The organism is Gaetbulibacter sp. NE, assembly GCF_025548475.1.
GTDB classification, from domain to species: domain Bacteria; phylum Bacteroidota; class Bacteroidia; order Flavobacteriales; family Flavobacteriaceae; genus Gaetbulibacter_B; species Gaetbulibacter_B jejuensis.
The window spans coordinates 359,429-377,416 of sequence record NZ_JAOQHY010000001.1; the positions used below are offsets into that span (position 1 = coordinate 359,429).

Sequence of the window (17,988 nt, forward strand, 5' to 3'; positions counted from 1 at the left end):
ACTAATTGGCATAATTAAGTTTATTACTAATAATCAAATATGAAATCTATAATTCTTCAAATCGTACGTTATCTATAGCAAAGTTCAGTAACACATCTGCGCCTTCGAAAGCCATTCCAAATTCAGCATCAACTAAGCTAAAATCAGGAACTCCAAGCACAGAGCAAGGAATGGATATTGTTGTCCAGCCTCCTTCAGTATCTAATGGTTCACCTGTATCATTCCAAGGTGCCCAATCGTAAAAAGCGTCTACTCCATCAGAATCATTAAATCTAATTCTAAATTGACCTGCAGATAAAGGTTCAATTGTATAAATGTCAAACTTAAGCACATAAGCTCCAAGGTTAGAACCAACAGTACTAGCTCCATTAAAGGTACTTGGATCATTTCTCCAGAATAAATCTTGCCATCCAGTTCCTCCTGTTTGAAAGTTTGCTCTACCATAATTAGTTCCGTCTAAGCTTATAGCTGCATCGTTTTCAGCATTTACATTTCCCCACCAAGGACCATTAGCGTCCCAATCAAAGAATACTAAAGATGGATCATCAACAGGATCTGGACCTCCACATCCTGGAGAATCAAATCGAACATTATCAATAGCAAAGTTCAACAATACATCAGCGCCTTCGAATGCCATACCAAACTCTTGGTTTACTAAGCTGAAATCAGGTACTCCTAATACAGATAGTGGAATTTCAACAGTTTCCCATCCATCAGTTGTAAAAGGTTCTCCTGTATCGTTCCAAGGTGCCCAATCGTAAAATGCGTCAACTGCATCACTGTGGAATCTTATTCTAAATTGACCAGCAGTAAGTGGTTCAATAACATTAATATCGAATTTTAAAGAATACTCGCTTAAGTTAGAACCAACTGTAGCAGCTCCATTAAACGTGCTTGCATCATTCCTCCAGAATAAATCTTGCCATCCAGTTCCACCTGTTTGGAAGTTTGCTCTACCATAACTAGAACCATCTATAGACAAAGATGCATCATTTTCAGCATTTACATTTCCCCACCAAGGACCATTTGCATCCCAATCAAAGAATACCAATGAAGGGTCACTCACAGGACACAATCCACTTTCTCCTGTTTCTATACCAAGTGCACTTACTAATGCATCTGGTACTAAAACTCTATTTATTTCGTGGATGACTCCATTTGTAGCTCCAATATTTGATGTAATAATTTGAGAAGGGATTGCTTCAGAAAATGTTGGTAATAACTTAGGGTTATCACCACTTAAATCAACGGTAATATCGTCACCATATAAGGTTGAGATTGTTCCGCCATCAGTTAAATTACTAGATAGTAATGTTCCTGAATGAAGGTGATAGTTTACCAAATCGGTTAATACAGCTAATTCTTCTGGAGTATCAAATTCGTCTAAACTTTCAAAATTATTTACAGTAGCAAATAACGCAACAAAAGCATCGTTGTTTGGTGCAAGTGCTGTTAATTCATCACTAGACAAACTACTTGTTAAACCAGCCATATCAACAGCTTGTAAAAACGTAGTAAACCCTCTGTCGTTACATCTTTCTACTATGTTAAGTGTTGCACTTAAAACATCTTGAAAAACACCTTCTGGCAACAATACTTTATCAACACCATGGATAATACCATTTACAGCTTGCACATCAGTAAGTACAATATTTGCATTGGTATAACTAGCGTCATCTATAACAGTACCTGTAATTGAAAACGATTCTCCTTGAACAGATGTTTGAACAGTACCATCTACTTCTTCGGCAACAACATTTTCTCCAGCTACTACGTGGTAAGTTAATACTTGCTGAAGCACATCAGTAGGAATATCATCTAAAGTAGCCCAACCAAAAGCACCATTTACTTCTGTCATAAACATTTCAAAAGCACTATTATTTGGTGCAAAAACTGTATAAACGTCTGCTCCTGCTAAAGTTGCATCTAAACCAGAAGCTTCTAGAGCTGCAGCAAACATTGAATAATCAGGGTTTGCCATTGCATGATCCGTAACTGTTGGTGGTAATAAAGCATTATCAACAGTATGCAATACTCCATTTGTTGCTCCCCAATCGTAAGCGTTATCTACTAAAGAAGCAACTCCATTAAGTGTCAAATCAGCATTTGTATTTACATACAAGCTTAAGTTATTACCATCTGGTCCTGTTGCTAAAGTTGTTAAATATCCTGTTGTAAAAGTCGATGCAAAATCGGCAGTCACAGTACTAAGAACATGGTTTAACAATGCGTTTTGCAATTCTTCATCAGTTAAAGAACCTGCTCCAGCATCAGACATTGCTGCATTATTAGGCGCAAATACTGTATATGTTGTGGTGGTTCTTAAGGTTTCGTCTAATCCTGCTTGAACTAAAAGACCTGATAAAGTTGAAAGATCAGATGTTTCAGAAATTATTTCGGCAAGGTTTCTAGGGTCGTTGCCTAATTGTGGGTATAAATCATCATCTTCTTTACATGATGTTATACTCGCCAAAACAGCAATCATAACCAAGTAATATATTTTAAAAACTCTCATTACGGTAAATTTTAATTTTGTTTAGTTATTATAGGAATCCAAAATCATCTACATAAAATATGTATTGAGACAATCCTGTATTTGATGATTCTTGAAAATCCAATCTAAAAATTGTACTTGGCTCACCTCCATTTGGATAAAAATCTGATAATGGAATTACAACTTTGTTCCACTCTCCTGGAATTAGTTCTATTGGTTGATGAGATGCAGCTCCATCAAAATCATTAATTGCAAGGGTTACTGAATCTCCAGCAGCTCCTGTTCCATAAACTGAAACTGTTATAGCATCATATTCATCAAAAGGAATATTAGGTGCTAAAAACGTTAAACCAGACCAACCTTCTCTAATACTCTTAATTGAATATTGACCAAGAGCAACTTCGGTAGAGGCTAAATCATGTGTTCCTCCCCATTCACTTGTAGTCCATTCTGGATGTAATTCGTCTATATAAATTGAATACGAAAAACCGTAAGAGTCTGATTGCGCTATAGCTCCTCTACTTGTTGCTAAGTAAATAAAGGCTTGCTCTACACCATCAGGAACTTCAACTGTCACCATAGTTTCAGAAACAAAAACTATTTCAGCAGGTAACTCTACTAAGTTTCCGTTTTCTTCTGATCCACTTACAAAAGTTACTGTAGACGTATCAGTAAAATCTCCACCAAAAAGATGTACTAATTTTACACCATCAACAGTTTCTTCTGTAAATTCTTCTATTGTTAAAAGAGAGAAATCGTACTCTACTGCTCCTCCCAAGGTTTCTAGTCTTAAAATATTTGCTTGACCAACATAAGGCGCATTCACTGGAACCGTTACAAAAGCAATATTATCAGTAACGAATGCAGGATTAAAACCTGCTTGGTACCCATTAAAATATACTTTTGAAAGTGTTCCTAAATATTCTCCTCTTATAATATAAGTGCCTTGAAGCACACCTTGAGTAACCGCAACATCTTCAGTAGCTTCGCTTACACTGTGTATTACAGGAGGCTTCGACGCATCTGGAGAAGAAGGATCTCTAAAATCGTTTTCACAAGATGTCAATTGAACTAATGAGAAAATCAGTAAAATGAACCATCCTGTTTGCTGTATTTTAAAATTTATTTTTTTCATAATCTTTTTTATTCAAATTCATAAGGAACTGGTGCTTCCAATAGCGCTGGATTGTTTTGAATCTCATTACTAGGATAAGGGAACAATAAATCGTCCATTGATGCTGGAAAGGTTTCAGAATTGATTGTTGGAGGAGATGTATCGTCATTAAAAGTTCCTCTTTCAGTATTGCTTAAGAAATTTAATGCGAAGTCTGGTCCTTGTCTTACAACATCATACCAAAACTCCATTTCAAAAGCCAATTCTATACGTCTTTCTTTAAATACATCTTCAAGGGTTGGGTTAGCAATTTCATCTAAGCCTGCTCTTCTTCTAATTTTATTGAAAGAGTTAATACCTTCAGCTACTGAACCTCCACCATTAAGAGCAGCTTCAGCATGAATTAATAGTAACTCTCCATATCTTAATACATAAGTGTTATTTGGATAACTTTGAGAAGCTCCACCACCATTACTAGCAGCTGAACCAATTACATATTTTTTCACTCCTACATTACATCCTTGATGATCGATAGTCTCAGATACTGTGTAACCTCCATTAAGGTCTGGATAAAAAGCACCAGGTGCCATAATTGTTGCGTAGTATCTTAAATCTTGTTCAGTATCTTCATAAGCTTCTTGTAAATCTATTGAAGGCCCAATTGCTGACCAACCATCAGAAAAACCTGTAACTCCTGCAGGAGCAAAAAGGGACTGTACACCGTTACCTTCAGCATAAATACCTGTATTAGTCCATTGTAAAGCGAAAATAGATTCAGGGTTGTTATCGTTTGCTGTTAAAAACAAATCGTAATAACTACCTGTTGGGTCTCCATCTTCAGCATCACCTCCATAAAGCTTAAACTCTCCAGAGTTGATAACTTCGCTAGCAAGCTGATAAGCCATAGGATAATTTTGTTCGTATAAATATACTTTTGCTAACATCGCTTTAGCTGAACCACTAGATACCTTAGCATTAGCATCATAATTAGCTCCTCTAATTTTTTCGTAGCAATTATCTACAGCAAATTGTAAATCTCTTTTTATAAATTCATACACATCAGACTCTGGGTTACGAGGTACAACAGGTTCTAATACGTATTCGTTATTATCAGCAATAATTGGAATTGGTCCAAAAATTCTAACTAAATAGAAGTATGCTGATGCTCTAATAAACCTTGCTTCACCAACAGCATTATCAACAACATCTTGAGGTACACTTGGTCCTGCTGCATCTGGTAGCGTATTAATAACCGCATTGGCTTGCGCAACAACCGCATACAGAGATTCCCAAGCTTGAGTTAATGTTCCATGTTCACCAGTAATAGCAAAATTCACAAAATCGGCATTTCTTGGATCCCAAGTTCTTCCGTTACCTGAGCTTAATTCACCAATACACCATGACACGTTAGTCACAAAATTGTACCAAGGTCTAACATAAAGTGCATTTGTTGCAGCATTTACCTGCTCAGTAGTTTCGTAAAACTCGGCAACGTTATACGAATCTTCTGGTGGTCTGTCTAAAAAGTCGTCACTACAAGATGGCATGCATAACACAACTGCCATTATCACAATGAGTTTAGTTTTAAATAAATTGTTCATATTATTCATAGCTAATGTTTTTAAAATTCTACATTTAATCCAAGAGTGAAAATCCTTGGCGTAGGGTAACGACCATTATCAACTCCCATTAATAGTGCATTTTGATTATACACTCCAATCTCTGGATCGTATCCTGAATATTTAGTAAATGTGTAAAGATTTTGAATCATACCATACACTCTAAGTCTATTGATACCGAAAGTGCTGGTTGCATCAGATGGTAATGTATATCCTAATGTTACATTTTGAATTCTTAAATAAGAACCATCTTCAATATATCTGTCTGAAATGTTAATATTTGGCGTATCGTTTCTTGCTAATCTTGGGTTGCTAGCATTTGGATTATCAACCGACCAGTAATCTAACACTGATGGTAATTGATTGGTGTAAGTTTGATTTCCTGCAGTAAGACTTCTGTTTACTGCATTAAACACATCGTTTCCATAAGATCCTTGCATAAAAATTGATAAATCAAAATTCTTATAGTTGAAAGAGTTTTGGAAACCAAATGTAAAATCTGGATGAGGGTTTCCAATAACTGTTCTATCATCTGTGTTTACTACTCCATCACCATTGATATCTTTAAACTTAATATCACCTAACCAAGTAGTGGAGAACAATGCATCTTCAAAAGGTCTTCCAAACTGAACTGGAGCACCATTAATATCGTCTAGCGTTCTAAAAATACCTTCTACCTTGTAACCGTAGAATAAACCTATAGGCTGACCTACTTGAGTAATGGTTACGTTTTGGTTAGAAGTATTCATTGTCATTTCACCAAAAATGGTTAAATCTCCTAACAATTCTTTCACTTCATTTTTATAATGTGAGAATGTTAACGACGAATTCCATGAGAAATCTTGTGAACCTTTTGTTTTATAATTAAGTGTAACATCAATTCCTTTGTTTACCATTTCACCAAGGTTTACCCAAGGTGCTGCAATTGCTCCTGGAGAATTTCCTCCTGTAATAAAATCAGTAACTGCTAATTGATACAAAAAGTCTTTAGATACTTTATTGTACACTTCTACAGTAGCGTTAAGCCTAGAATCGAACACCGAGAAGTCAAGTCCTAAATTGGTTTGTGTTGACGATTCCCACTTTAAGTCTTCGTTTGCAAAGTTTGCAAACTCAAAACCAGTTCCTAAACCAGTTGATACTGTATTTAATCTTGCTCCATAAGCAAAGTTTGGTATAGCTTGGTTACCTACTTCACCATAACCACCATAAATTTTTATGTTTTGAATCGCATCAAAATCGTCCATAAAATTTTCGTTAGACAATCTCCATGAAGCTGAAACTGATGGGAAGTATCCCCATTTATTGCCTTCTGCAAATTTTGAAGAACCATCAGCTCTAATTGAAGCTGTGATGTTATACTTGTTGTCAAACGAGTAAATAGCTCTACCAAAGTATGAAGATAATGCTGTACTACCTTTGTACTGATCTGTATTGTCAATTGCATTTCCTGTCCCTAAAATTGGCACATCGTTACTAACAAACTCACCATCTGAAGCAATTACTCCTTGCCATTTAGACTCTTGTGCTTCTTGACCTAACATAACAGTTACATCGTGTTTATTATTAAATTTCTTTTGGAAGGTTAATATGTTTTTCAGAATCCAGAAATCGTTATTCTCTCTTCTTACACTCAATGCACTTTCGCCTCCTGTGATTTCTCCATAAGAGAATGTAGGTTGAAATCTATCACTTACATTATTTCCAAAGTCTCCACCAAACTCAGTTCTGTAAGTCAGGTTTTTACCTAGTTTAAGTTCAGCAAAAATATTTCCAAAGAACCTATTACGTTCTAATCTATTGCTTAAGCTAAGTGCTCTTGCTATTGGGTTTTCAAATTTAAAATCATCATCCAAATCTGGTCCAGCAAAAGACCCATCAGGATTATAAACTGCTGTGGCTGGGTTATTTAATAAAGATAAATAAATGATACCGTTTGTAGCATTATTCAATGTTAATTTATCATTTGTTCTACTTGCAGTTAAATTAGCACCTACTTTAATTTTATCGGTAATATTTGCACCAACATTAGCTCGTACATTAATACGATCAAAACCAGAACCAATTACAGTTCCATCTTGGTCTAAATATCCTGCAGACAAAAAGTAATTTACATCTTCATTACCTCCTGAAAACGAAACTTCATGACTTTGCATTACTGCATCATCAAAAATCTCCTGTTGCCAGTTAGTACCTGGTCCTAAGAGACTAGGATTTAAAAATTCAATTTGCGGATTCAGCCCATAAATTTCAGCCATTTCATTTTGAAGTCTCGCATATTGACTCAAATCCATTACCTCATAGAAATTAGTTGGTCTTTGAATTGCTAGGTAAGTGTTATATCTAAGTGTCCCTTTTTTATTCTTACCACTTTTAGTAGTGATAATTACAACTCCATTTGCTCCTCTAGATCCATAAATTGCAGTTGCTGATGCATCTTTAAGAATATTAATAGATTCAATATCACTTGGGTTTAACGCAGCCAATGGACTAACACCTGTTGCTCCATCTCCTTGACCTAAATCATTATCAGCTATAGATCTACCACTTGTAGAAATATTATTAGAATCTCCCGAAATAGGAACTCCATCAATAATATAAAGCGGTTCAGCTGAACCAGAAATAGTATTTACACCACGAATTCTCACGGAAACAGCACTACCTGGTTGCCCAGAGTTTTGAGTAATACTAACTCCTGATGCTCTACCTTGCATTAATTGATCCACACTTACTTGTGGCAAATTGTTTAACGCTTCAGTGTCAATAGTTGATACCGAACCACTCAAATCTTCTTTTAATTGCGATCCGTAACCAATCACGACTACTTCATCTAAGCTTTCTAAACTTTCCACAAGAGTCACGTTAATAGACACTCGACCAGAAACAGCTGTTTCTTGAGTTACAAAACCTAAATAGCTAAAAACTAAAGTGGCATTGTCTTTAACGGTTATTACATAGTTTCCGTCAAAATCTGTGTACACTCCATTGCTTGTTCCTTTTTCAAGAATGTTTACACCTGGAAGTGCCATACCATTTTCATCAGTAACCACACCTTTTACCTGTGTTTGGGCAAAAGCTAGTTGACCAACTAAACAAAACAGTAAAAAAGTATAGTAGTACCTACTACCATAAATGTTTTTTAAATTGATTTTTTGCATGTTTTTTTAGTGTTAGTACAGTAAATTGTACATTTTGAATATTTATACCTCAATAATTATAATATGCGTAATTATAAAGGGTGTTTTTTGTCAATATCAAAATTAAAGGAAATGTTAAGTTAGTGTTAATATTATTTTGTCAATTATTTATATAATTTTTTACAAAAACTTTCAAACAATCAACAAACAACATTAAATAGAGCTAAAAAAACAAATATAGACACCAATATCATCTATATATGTGTGCAGAATAACAAAATAGTATAGTCTTTTGTAGCTAATACTATTAGAGTATACGTTTTATACCCGAAAACTCCGTTTTATACTGACTTGGAGTACAGTTTTTCAATTTTTTGAAGACTCTATTAAAATTAGCAATATTATTAAACCCACAATTAAAGGCTATCTCAGAAATACTATTATCTCTTTCTAACAACCACATAGAAGCATACCCTATTCTAACGTCATTTACATAGTCAACAAATGTTTTTCCGGTACGCTTTTTCATAAATCTATTAAAAGACACATTGCTCATATTTACCAACTCAGAGACTTCAGACAAGGTTATTTTTTTATCGAAATTCTCCTGAACATACTCATAAACCGTTTTAATTTTATCACTGTTCTCAAAGTTTTCCCTATTCACTGTATAGGTCGATAAAAGTCTTTGATTTCTTGAGTTTGCTAAATCATGAAGTATAGAAATAATTTCAAGAAAATAGTCAATTCCATCAATTCTAGAAAGCCTAGAAATACGCTCCTTTAAATCTAAAGCCACTTTTTTTGAAAACAAAATACCATGAACCGACCTATCAAACATCTCTTTTATAGGCTTCATGATTTTTCTTGACAAAAACTCGTCTGCAAACAAATGCTGATGAAACTGAATTGTAATCTCATGTATATCGTCATTCTTACAATTATGCGTCAACCATCCATGATGAAGATTTGGACCAACCAAAACAAGTTCAACCTCTTCAATCTCTTCAATACTATCACCTACAACCCTTTTTACTCCTTTACCATTACTAATAAAATTCAGCTCATATTCTGGATGAAAATGAATAGGAAAATCAAAATCATCTTTTACCCTATCAAAAACCAAAAAACTATCTTCTGGAGACAAAGGAGTGATCTCCCTATGCACTTTTTTTAAAATATCCATATATAATGATGTAATAATATTTTAACAATTTGATAAAATAATATCATCAAATTGAATTTTGTATAGTTAATTTTGAACAATAAATAATTGTCAGCGTGCTAAATTATAAAATCTTCATTTTATATTGCATAAAATTATTAATAAAATAAAAAATGATAAAAAATAATCCATTTTATTTATATAAAACAATTTACATTAAAGTAATGATACTATTTTTTCTTTTTTTGCCACTTTCTTGTAAAAATGACAAAAAAGAAGATTTAAAAAAGGACACTTCTGTTGAAAAAGATGACATCAAAACAAAACGTTCAATTGATGCTGAAAATCTAATTTCTAAACTTTCAGCAATTTCAAAAAAAGGATTTGCAATTGGTCATCAAGATGCCACTTCTTATGGATTAAATTGGAAACACGAAGATTCTCCTGAAGTTATAAAAAGTGATATCAAAGAAGTTTCAGGTAAACTTCCTGCAGTTTATGGTTTTGACATTGGACATATTGAGCTCAACAACACTCACAACTTAGACTCAGTTTCTTTTACAACTATGCGCCAATTAATGATTGACGCTTACAAAAAAGGCGGAATCATTACTGTAAGTTGGCATGCTAACAACCCTACATCTAATGGAGATTCTTGGGATAAAACCTCAACTGTTTCAGACATTATTAAAGGCGGAAAACATCATGACAAATACCAACTATGGGTAAAACGAGTAGCGGACTTTTTAAAATCTGTAGAAATTAATAATCAACCAATCCCTATTGTATTTAGGCCATTTCACGAAATGAACGGAAGCTGGTTTTGGTGGGGAGAAGGCAACTGTTCTGTTGAAGATTATAAAACTTTATGGATAGAAACAGTTGACTTATTAAGAGACACGCATCAACTCAACAATTTACTATATGCTTATTCTCCTAATAAATTAAACCCAACAGACGACTACATGAAATACTATCCTGGTGATGAGTATGTAGATATTTTCGGGATTGATATTTATGATTTTAAAGACTCTAAAAGTTTTATAAATTCTCTACAACACGATTTAGCTATCGTAAAAGAGATTGCTGAGCAAAAACAAAAACCATATGCATTTACCGAAACAGGTTTAGAAACACTTTCAACACCAAACTGGTTTACCGAAGTGCTTTATCCTAACCTAGAAAACACTGGTATTTCTTGGGTTTTATTTTGGAGAAACGCAAGACCAGATCATCATTATATGCCATACAAAGGACATCCAATTGTTGATGACTTTAAAGCTTTTGAAACATTACCAAAAACCTTATTTTTAGAAGACCTAACTAACTAAAAAATGAATTTAATACACCCTATTGATATTGCCATAATCTTACTATATCTAGTAATTATAGTTGCAATTGGTTTGGTTCTAAGAAAAAGAGCTCAACGTAGCAAAGACGATTATTTACTTGGTGGAAAATCCATACCATGGTATATGCTTGGGCTTTCCAACGCATCAGGTATGTTTGATATTTCAGGAACCATCTGGTTGGTAACACTCATGTTTGTTTATGGCATTAAAAGCGCATGGATACCTTGGCTATGGCCAGTATTTAACCAAATATTCCTTATGGTTTACCTGTCTAAATGGTTAAGGCGCTCTAATGCAACAACTGGTGCTGAATGGATAGGAACACGTTTTGGTTTTGAAAAAGGCGCTAAACTTTCCCACATCATTGTTGTTGTATTTGCACTCATTATGTGTTTAGGTTATCTAGCGTATGGATTTATTGGGTTAGGAAAATTTATTGAAATTTTTATTCCTTGGGAATTAGTAAGCAACTATGTGCCTTTCACTATTCCTTTAGAATATGTACCACATTTTTATGGTGTTATTTTTACACTGTTTGCAGTTTTCTACTCACTACTTGGTGGAATGTCTGGTATTGTTTGGGCAGACGTTGTTCAATTTGCAATCATGACTGTTGCAGCTTTAGTAATAGGTTACCTTGGTTTTCAAGCTGTAGGTGAACATGTACTTAATGTTCCTGAAGGTTGGAAAACCCCATTCTTTGGTTGGGAACTCAATATGGATTGGGGCGAAATAATCCCAGAAGTCAATCAAAAAATAAAAGAAGACGGTTTTGGTTTATTCACCATTTTCTTTATGATGATGGTTTTTAAAGGTGTTTTAGTAAGTGTTGCTGGTCCTGCACCAACATACGACATGCAAAAAATACTATCTACAAAAAACTCAGCTGAAGCCTCAAAAATGAGTGGTTTTGTTTCAGTTATTTTAATGCCAATTCGTTATTTAATGATAGCTGGTTTTGCTGCATTGGCTCTCATTTACTATGAAAAGTTAAACCTAATGGATGCCACAGGAACTATAGATTTTGAACTTATACTTCCTACTGCCATAAAAGAGTTTGTTCCTATTGGACTGTTAGGACTTTTACTAGCAGGTTTAATAGCAGCATTCATGTCTACATTTGCAGGCACATTAAATGCGGCTCAAGCATATCTTGTAAATGACATTTACCTTAAATATGTAAAACCTAACGCCAATGCAAGTCAAACTAGAAACATGAATTACCTCACAGGTATCATAGTAGTTATTATTAGCATTGTCTTAGGATTTTTCGCAAAAGATGTAAACTCTGTATTACAATGGATCGTCTCAGTACTTTATGGTAGTTACGTTGGTGCTAATATTTTAAAATGGCACTGGTGGCGATTTAATGGAGAAGGGTTTTTCTGGGGAATGGTTGCAGGTTTATTATCAGCAGCAATAGTTCCTGAATTATTCCCTAATATTCTTAGCTTATATCTATTCCCAATACTTCTGGTTGTCTCAATACTAGGAAGCATAATTGGCACCTACTCTGCTCCACCAACTGACGATGCAGTGCTAAAATCATTTTACAAAAACGTACGTCCTTGGGGTTTTTGGAAACCAGTACACGACAAACTCTTAGCCGAAGACCCAAGCCTTAAAAGAAACAAAGATTTTGGACGAGATATGTTCAACATAGTTATTGGAATTATTGCTCAAACTACCCTTGTAATACTTCCAATGTATATAATATTTAGACAACAAACACCAATATACATTTCAGTAGTTATACTTGTGATTTGTGTATTCTTATTGAAAAAATTCTGGTGGAATAAATTAGATGAAAAATTAGATTAGTTATGATGCGAAAAGATCTATATGTAAGAAGCTATAAACTTGAAAAGGTTTTTCAGGATTACGAAGCAGTGATAAACAAAAAAAACGAACCTTTACATAGCAAAAATGGAGTTTATAATCGTTATAAAAACCCAATAATAACAGCCGACCATATTCCTGTACATTGGAGATACGATTTAAACGAAGAAACCAATCCTAATGTTTTAGAACGCATAGGTTTTAATGCCACTTTTAATGCAGGAGCTATAAAATGGAATGACAAATACGTGCTTTGTGTTCGCGTTGAAGGTAATGACCGAAAATCATTTTTTGCAATGGCTGAAAGTCCTAACGGAATAGATCAGTTTGAATTTTGGGACAAACCTTGTGTTATCCCTCAAATAGAAGGAAATCCAGACACAAATGTTTATGATATGCGTTTGACTAAACATGAAGACGGTTGGATTTATGGTATCTTCTGTACTGAGCGCAAAGACCCAAATGCAAAAGCTGGAGACACTAGCTCTGCTATTGCTAACGCTGGTATTGTTAGAACCAAAGACCTTATCAATTGGGAGCGCTTACCTGATTTAATTTCTAACACTGGCCAACAACGTAATGTTGTTTTACACCCTGAATTTGTAGATGGAAAATATGCACTTTATACCAGACCTCAAGATGGGTTTATAGATATTGGTAATGGTGGAGGAATAGGATTAGGTTATGTCGTAGATATGCTAAATCCTGTTGTTAATGACGAAAAAATTATAAACAATAAAGTTTACCACACCATTTTTGAACTTAAAAATGGGCAAGGTCCAGCTCCTATAAAAACCGAGAAAGGTTGGTTACATATTGCTCATGGTGTAAGAAACACTGCTGCAGGATTGAGATACACACTGTATATGTTTATGACCGATTTAAATGATATTTCAAAAGTGATTCATCAACCAGCTGGTCATTTTATGGGTCCTCAAGATGAAGAACGTGTTGGTGATGTTTCTAATGTTTTATTTGTAAATGGTTGGATTGAAGACAGTGATGGCACAGTTTACATTTATTATGCATCTTCTGATACACGCATGCATGTAGCAACAACAACTATTGAGAAGTTAATTGACTATTGTATTAACACACCTAAAGACACCTATACATCAGCAGGTTCAGTACAAACCATTATAGATTTAATAGAAAAAAACAAAAGGCTACAATAGATGAATGAAGCCTATAAAACGATGCAATCTGAACTCCATTCAGAATTGCTCAACATATTAACCTATTGGACCAACAACACCATAGACCAAAACTATGGTGGTTTTGTTGGTAAAATAACCAACGACAATAAAATTGTAGATAAAGCCAATAAAGGCATAATTCTTAACACTCGAATTCTTTGGTCGTTTTCTGCTGCATCAAATTATTTAAACTCAAAATCTTATCAGTCTATTTGCGAACGTTCTTTTCAGTATTTAAAAGATTATTTCAAAGACAATGAATATGGAGGCTTTTACTGGGAACTCGACTACAAAGGACAACCAATTAATAAGCGCAAACAAGTATACGCACAAGCTTTTGGTATTTATGCATTGTCAGAATACTACAAGTTTTCAAAAGATGAAGAAGCAAAAACTCTAGCCATTCAACTTTTTGAATTATTAGAAAAACACGCTAAAGACACTAAAAAATTGGGTTATATCGAAGCGCTTAATCAAGATTGGTCGCCTATTGATGATATGCGTTTAAGTGAAAAGGATATGAACGCTGCAAAAACCATGAATACTCATCTTCATGTTTTAGAAGCCTACACAACACTCCTAGAAATCTATCCTGATGAGTCGCTTAAAAAATCTCTAACAATGTTGGTTGAATTATTCTTAACCAAATTTTTAAATAGTAATAATCACTACCATTTGTTCTTTGACGAAGACTGGAAATTACTCAGTAATTCCGTATCTTATGGTCATGACATAGAAACTATATGGCTTGTTATTGAAGCTTCAAAAACACTAAAGGACAACGACTTATTACAACAAGCTTACACAACAGCAACTAGAGTTGCAAACACATTTATTAACGAAGCGATTGATACTGATGGTGCAGTTATAAATGAAAAAAACCTAACCACCAACCACACAGACACTGATAGACATTGGTGGCCACAAGTTGAAGCCTTAGTTGGCTTAAAATATGCCCAACAAATAAAAAATGATTCAAATTATATAGACACTGCATTAAAAATTTGGGAATTCACTAAAACTCATCTTATAGACACTGTTAATGGAGAATGGTTTTTTAGAGTTGATAAGAATGGAAACGTCTATCATAAAGAAGATAAAGTGAGCATGTGGAAAGCTCCTTATCATACTTCAAGAGCATGTATAATGATGAATATTTAAAAAATTGAACAATGAAAAAGTTACTTTTAATAACACTAAGCTTTTTAGCCTTTAGTTGCTCAAAAGACGATAACAATTCCAATAACGGAGGAGAAACCGTAAATCCAAAAGTATCCATTTCAGTTGGTAGTTCAGCTTCTGAACCAACTACTAATGGTGCTTTTAATATATCCTTAACAGGATCTTCAACCACTGCCACAATTGTTAACCTTAGTATAAGCGGAACAGCAACCAATGGTGAAGATTTTCAAACGATAAATAGTCAAGTAACTATTCCTACAAATAGCACATCACATTCAATTCCAGTAATAGTAATTGATGACAGTGATACCGAAGGAGATGAAACTATTGTTATAGAAATCGTGTCAGTAAGTAACAATGCCGAAATAGGAACTCCAGATAGTGCAACCATGACACTTTCGGAAGAACCAGAAGCATTTGTATTACAACCCGAAGATACAGCTAACTATATGGTTAACCCTAATTCAACAGACGAAACCATAGCTTTATTTTACAACCTAAAAACAATGTCTCCAGACAGTTTTATTATAGGCCAACAAGACGCGTTTAATTCATTCTACAATAATGCAGCAGGTGATTCTGATATTAAAAAACTTACAGGAAGCGACCCAGGACTTCTAGGTTCAGATTTTATGTTTATTACTGATGATAATAATGATGGCACAGCTTCAAACTGGTTTTACCAACAAGAGCAAATTATTATGGCTGATGCTGTTGAAGCATACAACAAAGGCATGGTAAATATGTTCACTTGGCATTTAAGAGAACCTTATGATGGTGATCATTTCTACGTAAGTGAAATGACACAGTTTCAAGCTGAAAATGCTTTTGCTAGTATTTTACCTGGAGGTGCAAACCATGAGTATTACAAACAAAAACTACAAAAAGTAGCAGATGTTGCCAATAACCTAATAGGAAGTGATGGTAAAAAAGTTCCTATTATTTTCAGACCATTTCATGAGTTTGACGGAAACTGGTTTTGGTGGGGAGACGATTACTGTTCTCCACAACAATTCATAGAGTGCTGGCAATTTACGGTTACTTACCTAAGAGATACTCTTGGTGTAAATAATATGCTTTATGCTTTCGCTCCTGACAATAGTTATACAACCGAAGCTTTATACTTACAGCGTTATCCTGGTGATGCTTATGTAGATATTTTAGCCATGGACAACTATGGTGACTTCAACAATCAAGGACAAAGTGGAGTTACTGCCGCAAACAACAAGCTTAAAATAGTATCAGATTTAGCAAAGCAACGGGTTAAAATTGCAGCTTTATCTGAAACAGGTTACTTTGTGACTCCTGGTGATAACAATCCTATTTCCAACTTCTACTCAAGCAACCTTTATAATGCCATTACCAATAACAACAACCATATTGCTTTTATGATGTTTTGGTCAAACAATGAAAACACATACTGCACTCCAGTACCAGGAATGACAGATGCTAACGACTTTATTGAGTTTACAAACAAACCAAAGTCTTTATTAGAAAACGAATTACCTAACATGTATCAACTCCCTTAATTATGATAAAACTAAAAACAATAACGCTTGCGTTTGCTTCTTTACTAGCACTATCTTCTTGTAAAGACGATAAAAAAGCAACAACTCAAGAAGAAACCACAACAGCAAAAGACACTTTAAATCCTGTTGAATTAGTGAGTGTCAAAGACGGAAAATTCTATAAAGGAGATCAGCCTTATTACTTCATCGGAGCTAATTATTGGTATGGTCCTTTAATTGGAGCTAAAAACATTGGAGATAGAGAGCGACTCATTAAAGAATTGGATTTAATGAAATCTGTTGGCATCGACAACTTACGTATTCTAGCTGGAGCTGAAGGAGATGGTAGCGACTCTACTGTACATCCTGCTTTACAGCCCGAACAAGGAAAATACAACGAAGACCTCCTTGATGGCTTAGATTTTTTATTGGCTGAAATGCGCAAGAGAAATATGTATGCTATTTTATATATGAACAACAACTGGATTTGGTCTGGTGGGATGAGTGAATATTTAGAATGGAATGGCTATGGAGAAGTTCCTAATCCGTTTTTTACCGACAAATACACTTGGGATGATTATATGAAATATACTATGCAGTTCCATTCATGCGAACCTTGTAAAGAAGCATTTTATAATCATGTTCGATTTTTAATGGGACGCACCAATGCTTATACTGGTTTAAAATACACTGAAGATAACACCATAATGTCATGGCAAGTAGCTAATGAACCACGAGTGATGGTCGGAACAGAATATGAGAAGCCTTTTACCGAATGGTTAAATACAACTGTTGATTTAATAGAATCGTTAGACTCTAAACATCTAATTTCAACAGGCGCTGAAGGCAAAGCAAGTTACTTACAAGATATAGACATGTACGATCGTTTACACGACAATCCGAATATCGATTATTTAACTATGCACATGTGGCCAAAAAATTGGGGTTGGTACGATATTAACAATGAAATTGAAACCACTCAGCTTTCCATTGAAAATGCTAATGCTTATATGAACGAGCATTTAGAAATTGCCAAAAAGCAAAACAAACCAATCGTCATGAGTGAGTTTGGTTTCCCTAGGGAAAAGGAAAGCTTATCCTTAGATGCGAATATCGACAATCGTAACACGTTTTATCAAGCTGTTTGCGAAAAAGTAACTGAAAGCAAAGCAAATGGAGGCTATTTAGCTGGATTGAATTTTTGGGGATTTGCTGGTTACGGAAAGGCTAATATTGATGGTGATGGAAAATGGCAACATGGAGACGATTTCACTGCTGACCCTCCTCAAGAACCTCAAGGTTTAAATTCGGTTTTTGCTAGTGATACCTCAACTTTAGAAATCATAAAAAGTCATAACGATACCTTAAAAAACTAATACATC

General features: G+C 34.6%; 11 protein-coding genes. 6 read left to right on the forward strand and 5 right to left on the reverse strand.

Features of this window, described 5'->3' with window-relative positions; genetic code table 11:
* Positions 1-46 precede the first annotated feature (46 nt).
* From OD803_RS01780 to OD803_RS01800, 5 genes are all read right to left on the reverse strand, one after another.
* Complete coding sequence (locus tag OD803_RS01780) at positions 47-2,515, reverse strand: glycan-binding surface protein (RefSeq protein WP_262732139.1); 2,469 nt, start codon at positions 2,513-2,515, stop codon at positions 47-49.
* Between the two features lie 28 nt (positions 2,516-2,543).
* Positions 2,544-3,629, reverse strand: a complete 1,086-nt coding sequence (locus tag OD803_RS01785) for a hypothetical protein (protein WP_129759306.1) — start codon at positions 3,627-3,629, stop codon at positions 2,544-2,546.
* Positions 3,630-3,637: 8 nt separating this feature from the next.
* A complete protein-coding gene (locus tag OD803_RS01790) occupies positions 3,638-5,209 on the reverse strand; it encodes a RagB/SusD family nutrient uptake outer membrane protein (RefSeq protein WP_262732140.1) in 1,572 nt (523 codons plus the stop codon).
* Positions 5,210-5,229: 20 nt separating this feature from the next.
* Positions 5,230-8,385 carry a SusC/RagA family TonB-linked outer membrane protein gene (locus OD803_RS01795; protein ID WP_262732141.1) on the reverse strand — a complete coding sequence of 1,052 codons (3,156 nt, stop codon included), beginning with the start codon at positions 8,383-8,385 and terminating at the stop codon, positions 5,230-5,232.
* A gap of 286 nt (positions 8,386-8,671) precedes the next feature.
* Positions 8,672-9,550 (reverse strand): AraC family transcriptional regulator, encoded by an 879-nt coding sequence (locus tag OD803_RS01800; protein WP_129759309.1) that lies wholly within the window; start codon positions 9,548-9,550, stop codon positions 8,672-8,674.
* Between the two features lie 203 nt (positions 9,551-9,753).
* On the opposite strand from OD803_RS01800, the gene OD803_RS01805 reads away from it, so the two are divergent.
* From OD803_RS01805 to OD803_RS01830, 6 genes are read left to right on the forward strand one after another with little or no spacing between them, the layout of a single operon-like run.
* Positions 9,754-10,860, forward strand: a complete 1,107-nt coding sequence (locus tag OD803_RS01805) for a glycoside hydrolase family 26 protein (RefSeq protein ID WP_262732142.1) — start codon at positions 9,754-9,756, stop codon at positions 10,858-10,860.
* A gap of 3 nt (positions 10,861-10,863) precedes the next feature.
* A complete protein-coding gene (locus OD803_RS01810; protein WP_262732143.1) occupies positions 10,864-12,702 on the forward strand; it encodes a sodium:solute symporter family protein in 1,839 nt (612 codons plus the stop codon).
* Between the two features lie 2 nt (positions 12,703-12,704).
* On the forward strand, positions 12,705-13,895 hold the full coding sequence (locus OD803_RS01815) for a glycoside hydrolase family 130 protein (RefSeq protein WP_269468200.1): 1,191 nt from the start codon (positions 12,705-12,707) through the stop codon (positions 13,893-13,895).
* 21 nt (positions 13,896-13,916) lie between these two features.
* Positions 13,917-15,077 (forward strand): AGE family epimerase/isomerase, encoded by a 1,161-nt coding sequence (locus tag OD803_RS01820; protein WP_262732144.1) that lies wholly within the window; start codon positions 13,917-13,919, stop codon positions 15,075-15,077.
* A gap of 11 nt (positions 15,078-15,088) precedes the next feature.
* Positions 15,089-16,627 carry a glycosyl hydrolase gene (locus tag OD803_RS01825; RefSeq protein ID WP_262732145.1) on the forward strand — a complete coding sequence of 513 codons (1,539 nt, stop codon included), beginning with the start codon at positions 15,089-15,091 and terminating at the stop codon, positions 16,625-16,627.
* A gap of 2 nt (positions 16,628-16,629) precedes the next feature.
* Entirely contained in the window at positions 16,630-17,982 is a 1,353-nt protein-coding gene (locus OD803_RS01830; protein WP_262732146.1) for a glycoside hydrolase 5 family protein, read from the forward strand.
* Positions 17,983-17,988 lie beyond the last annotated feature (6 nt).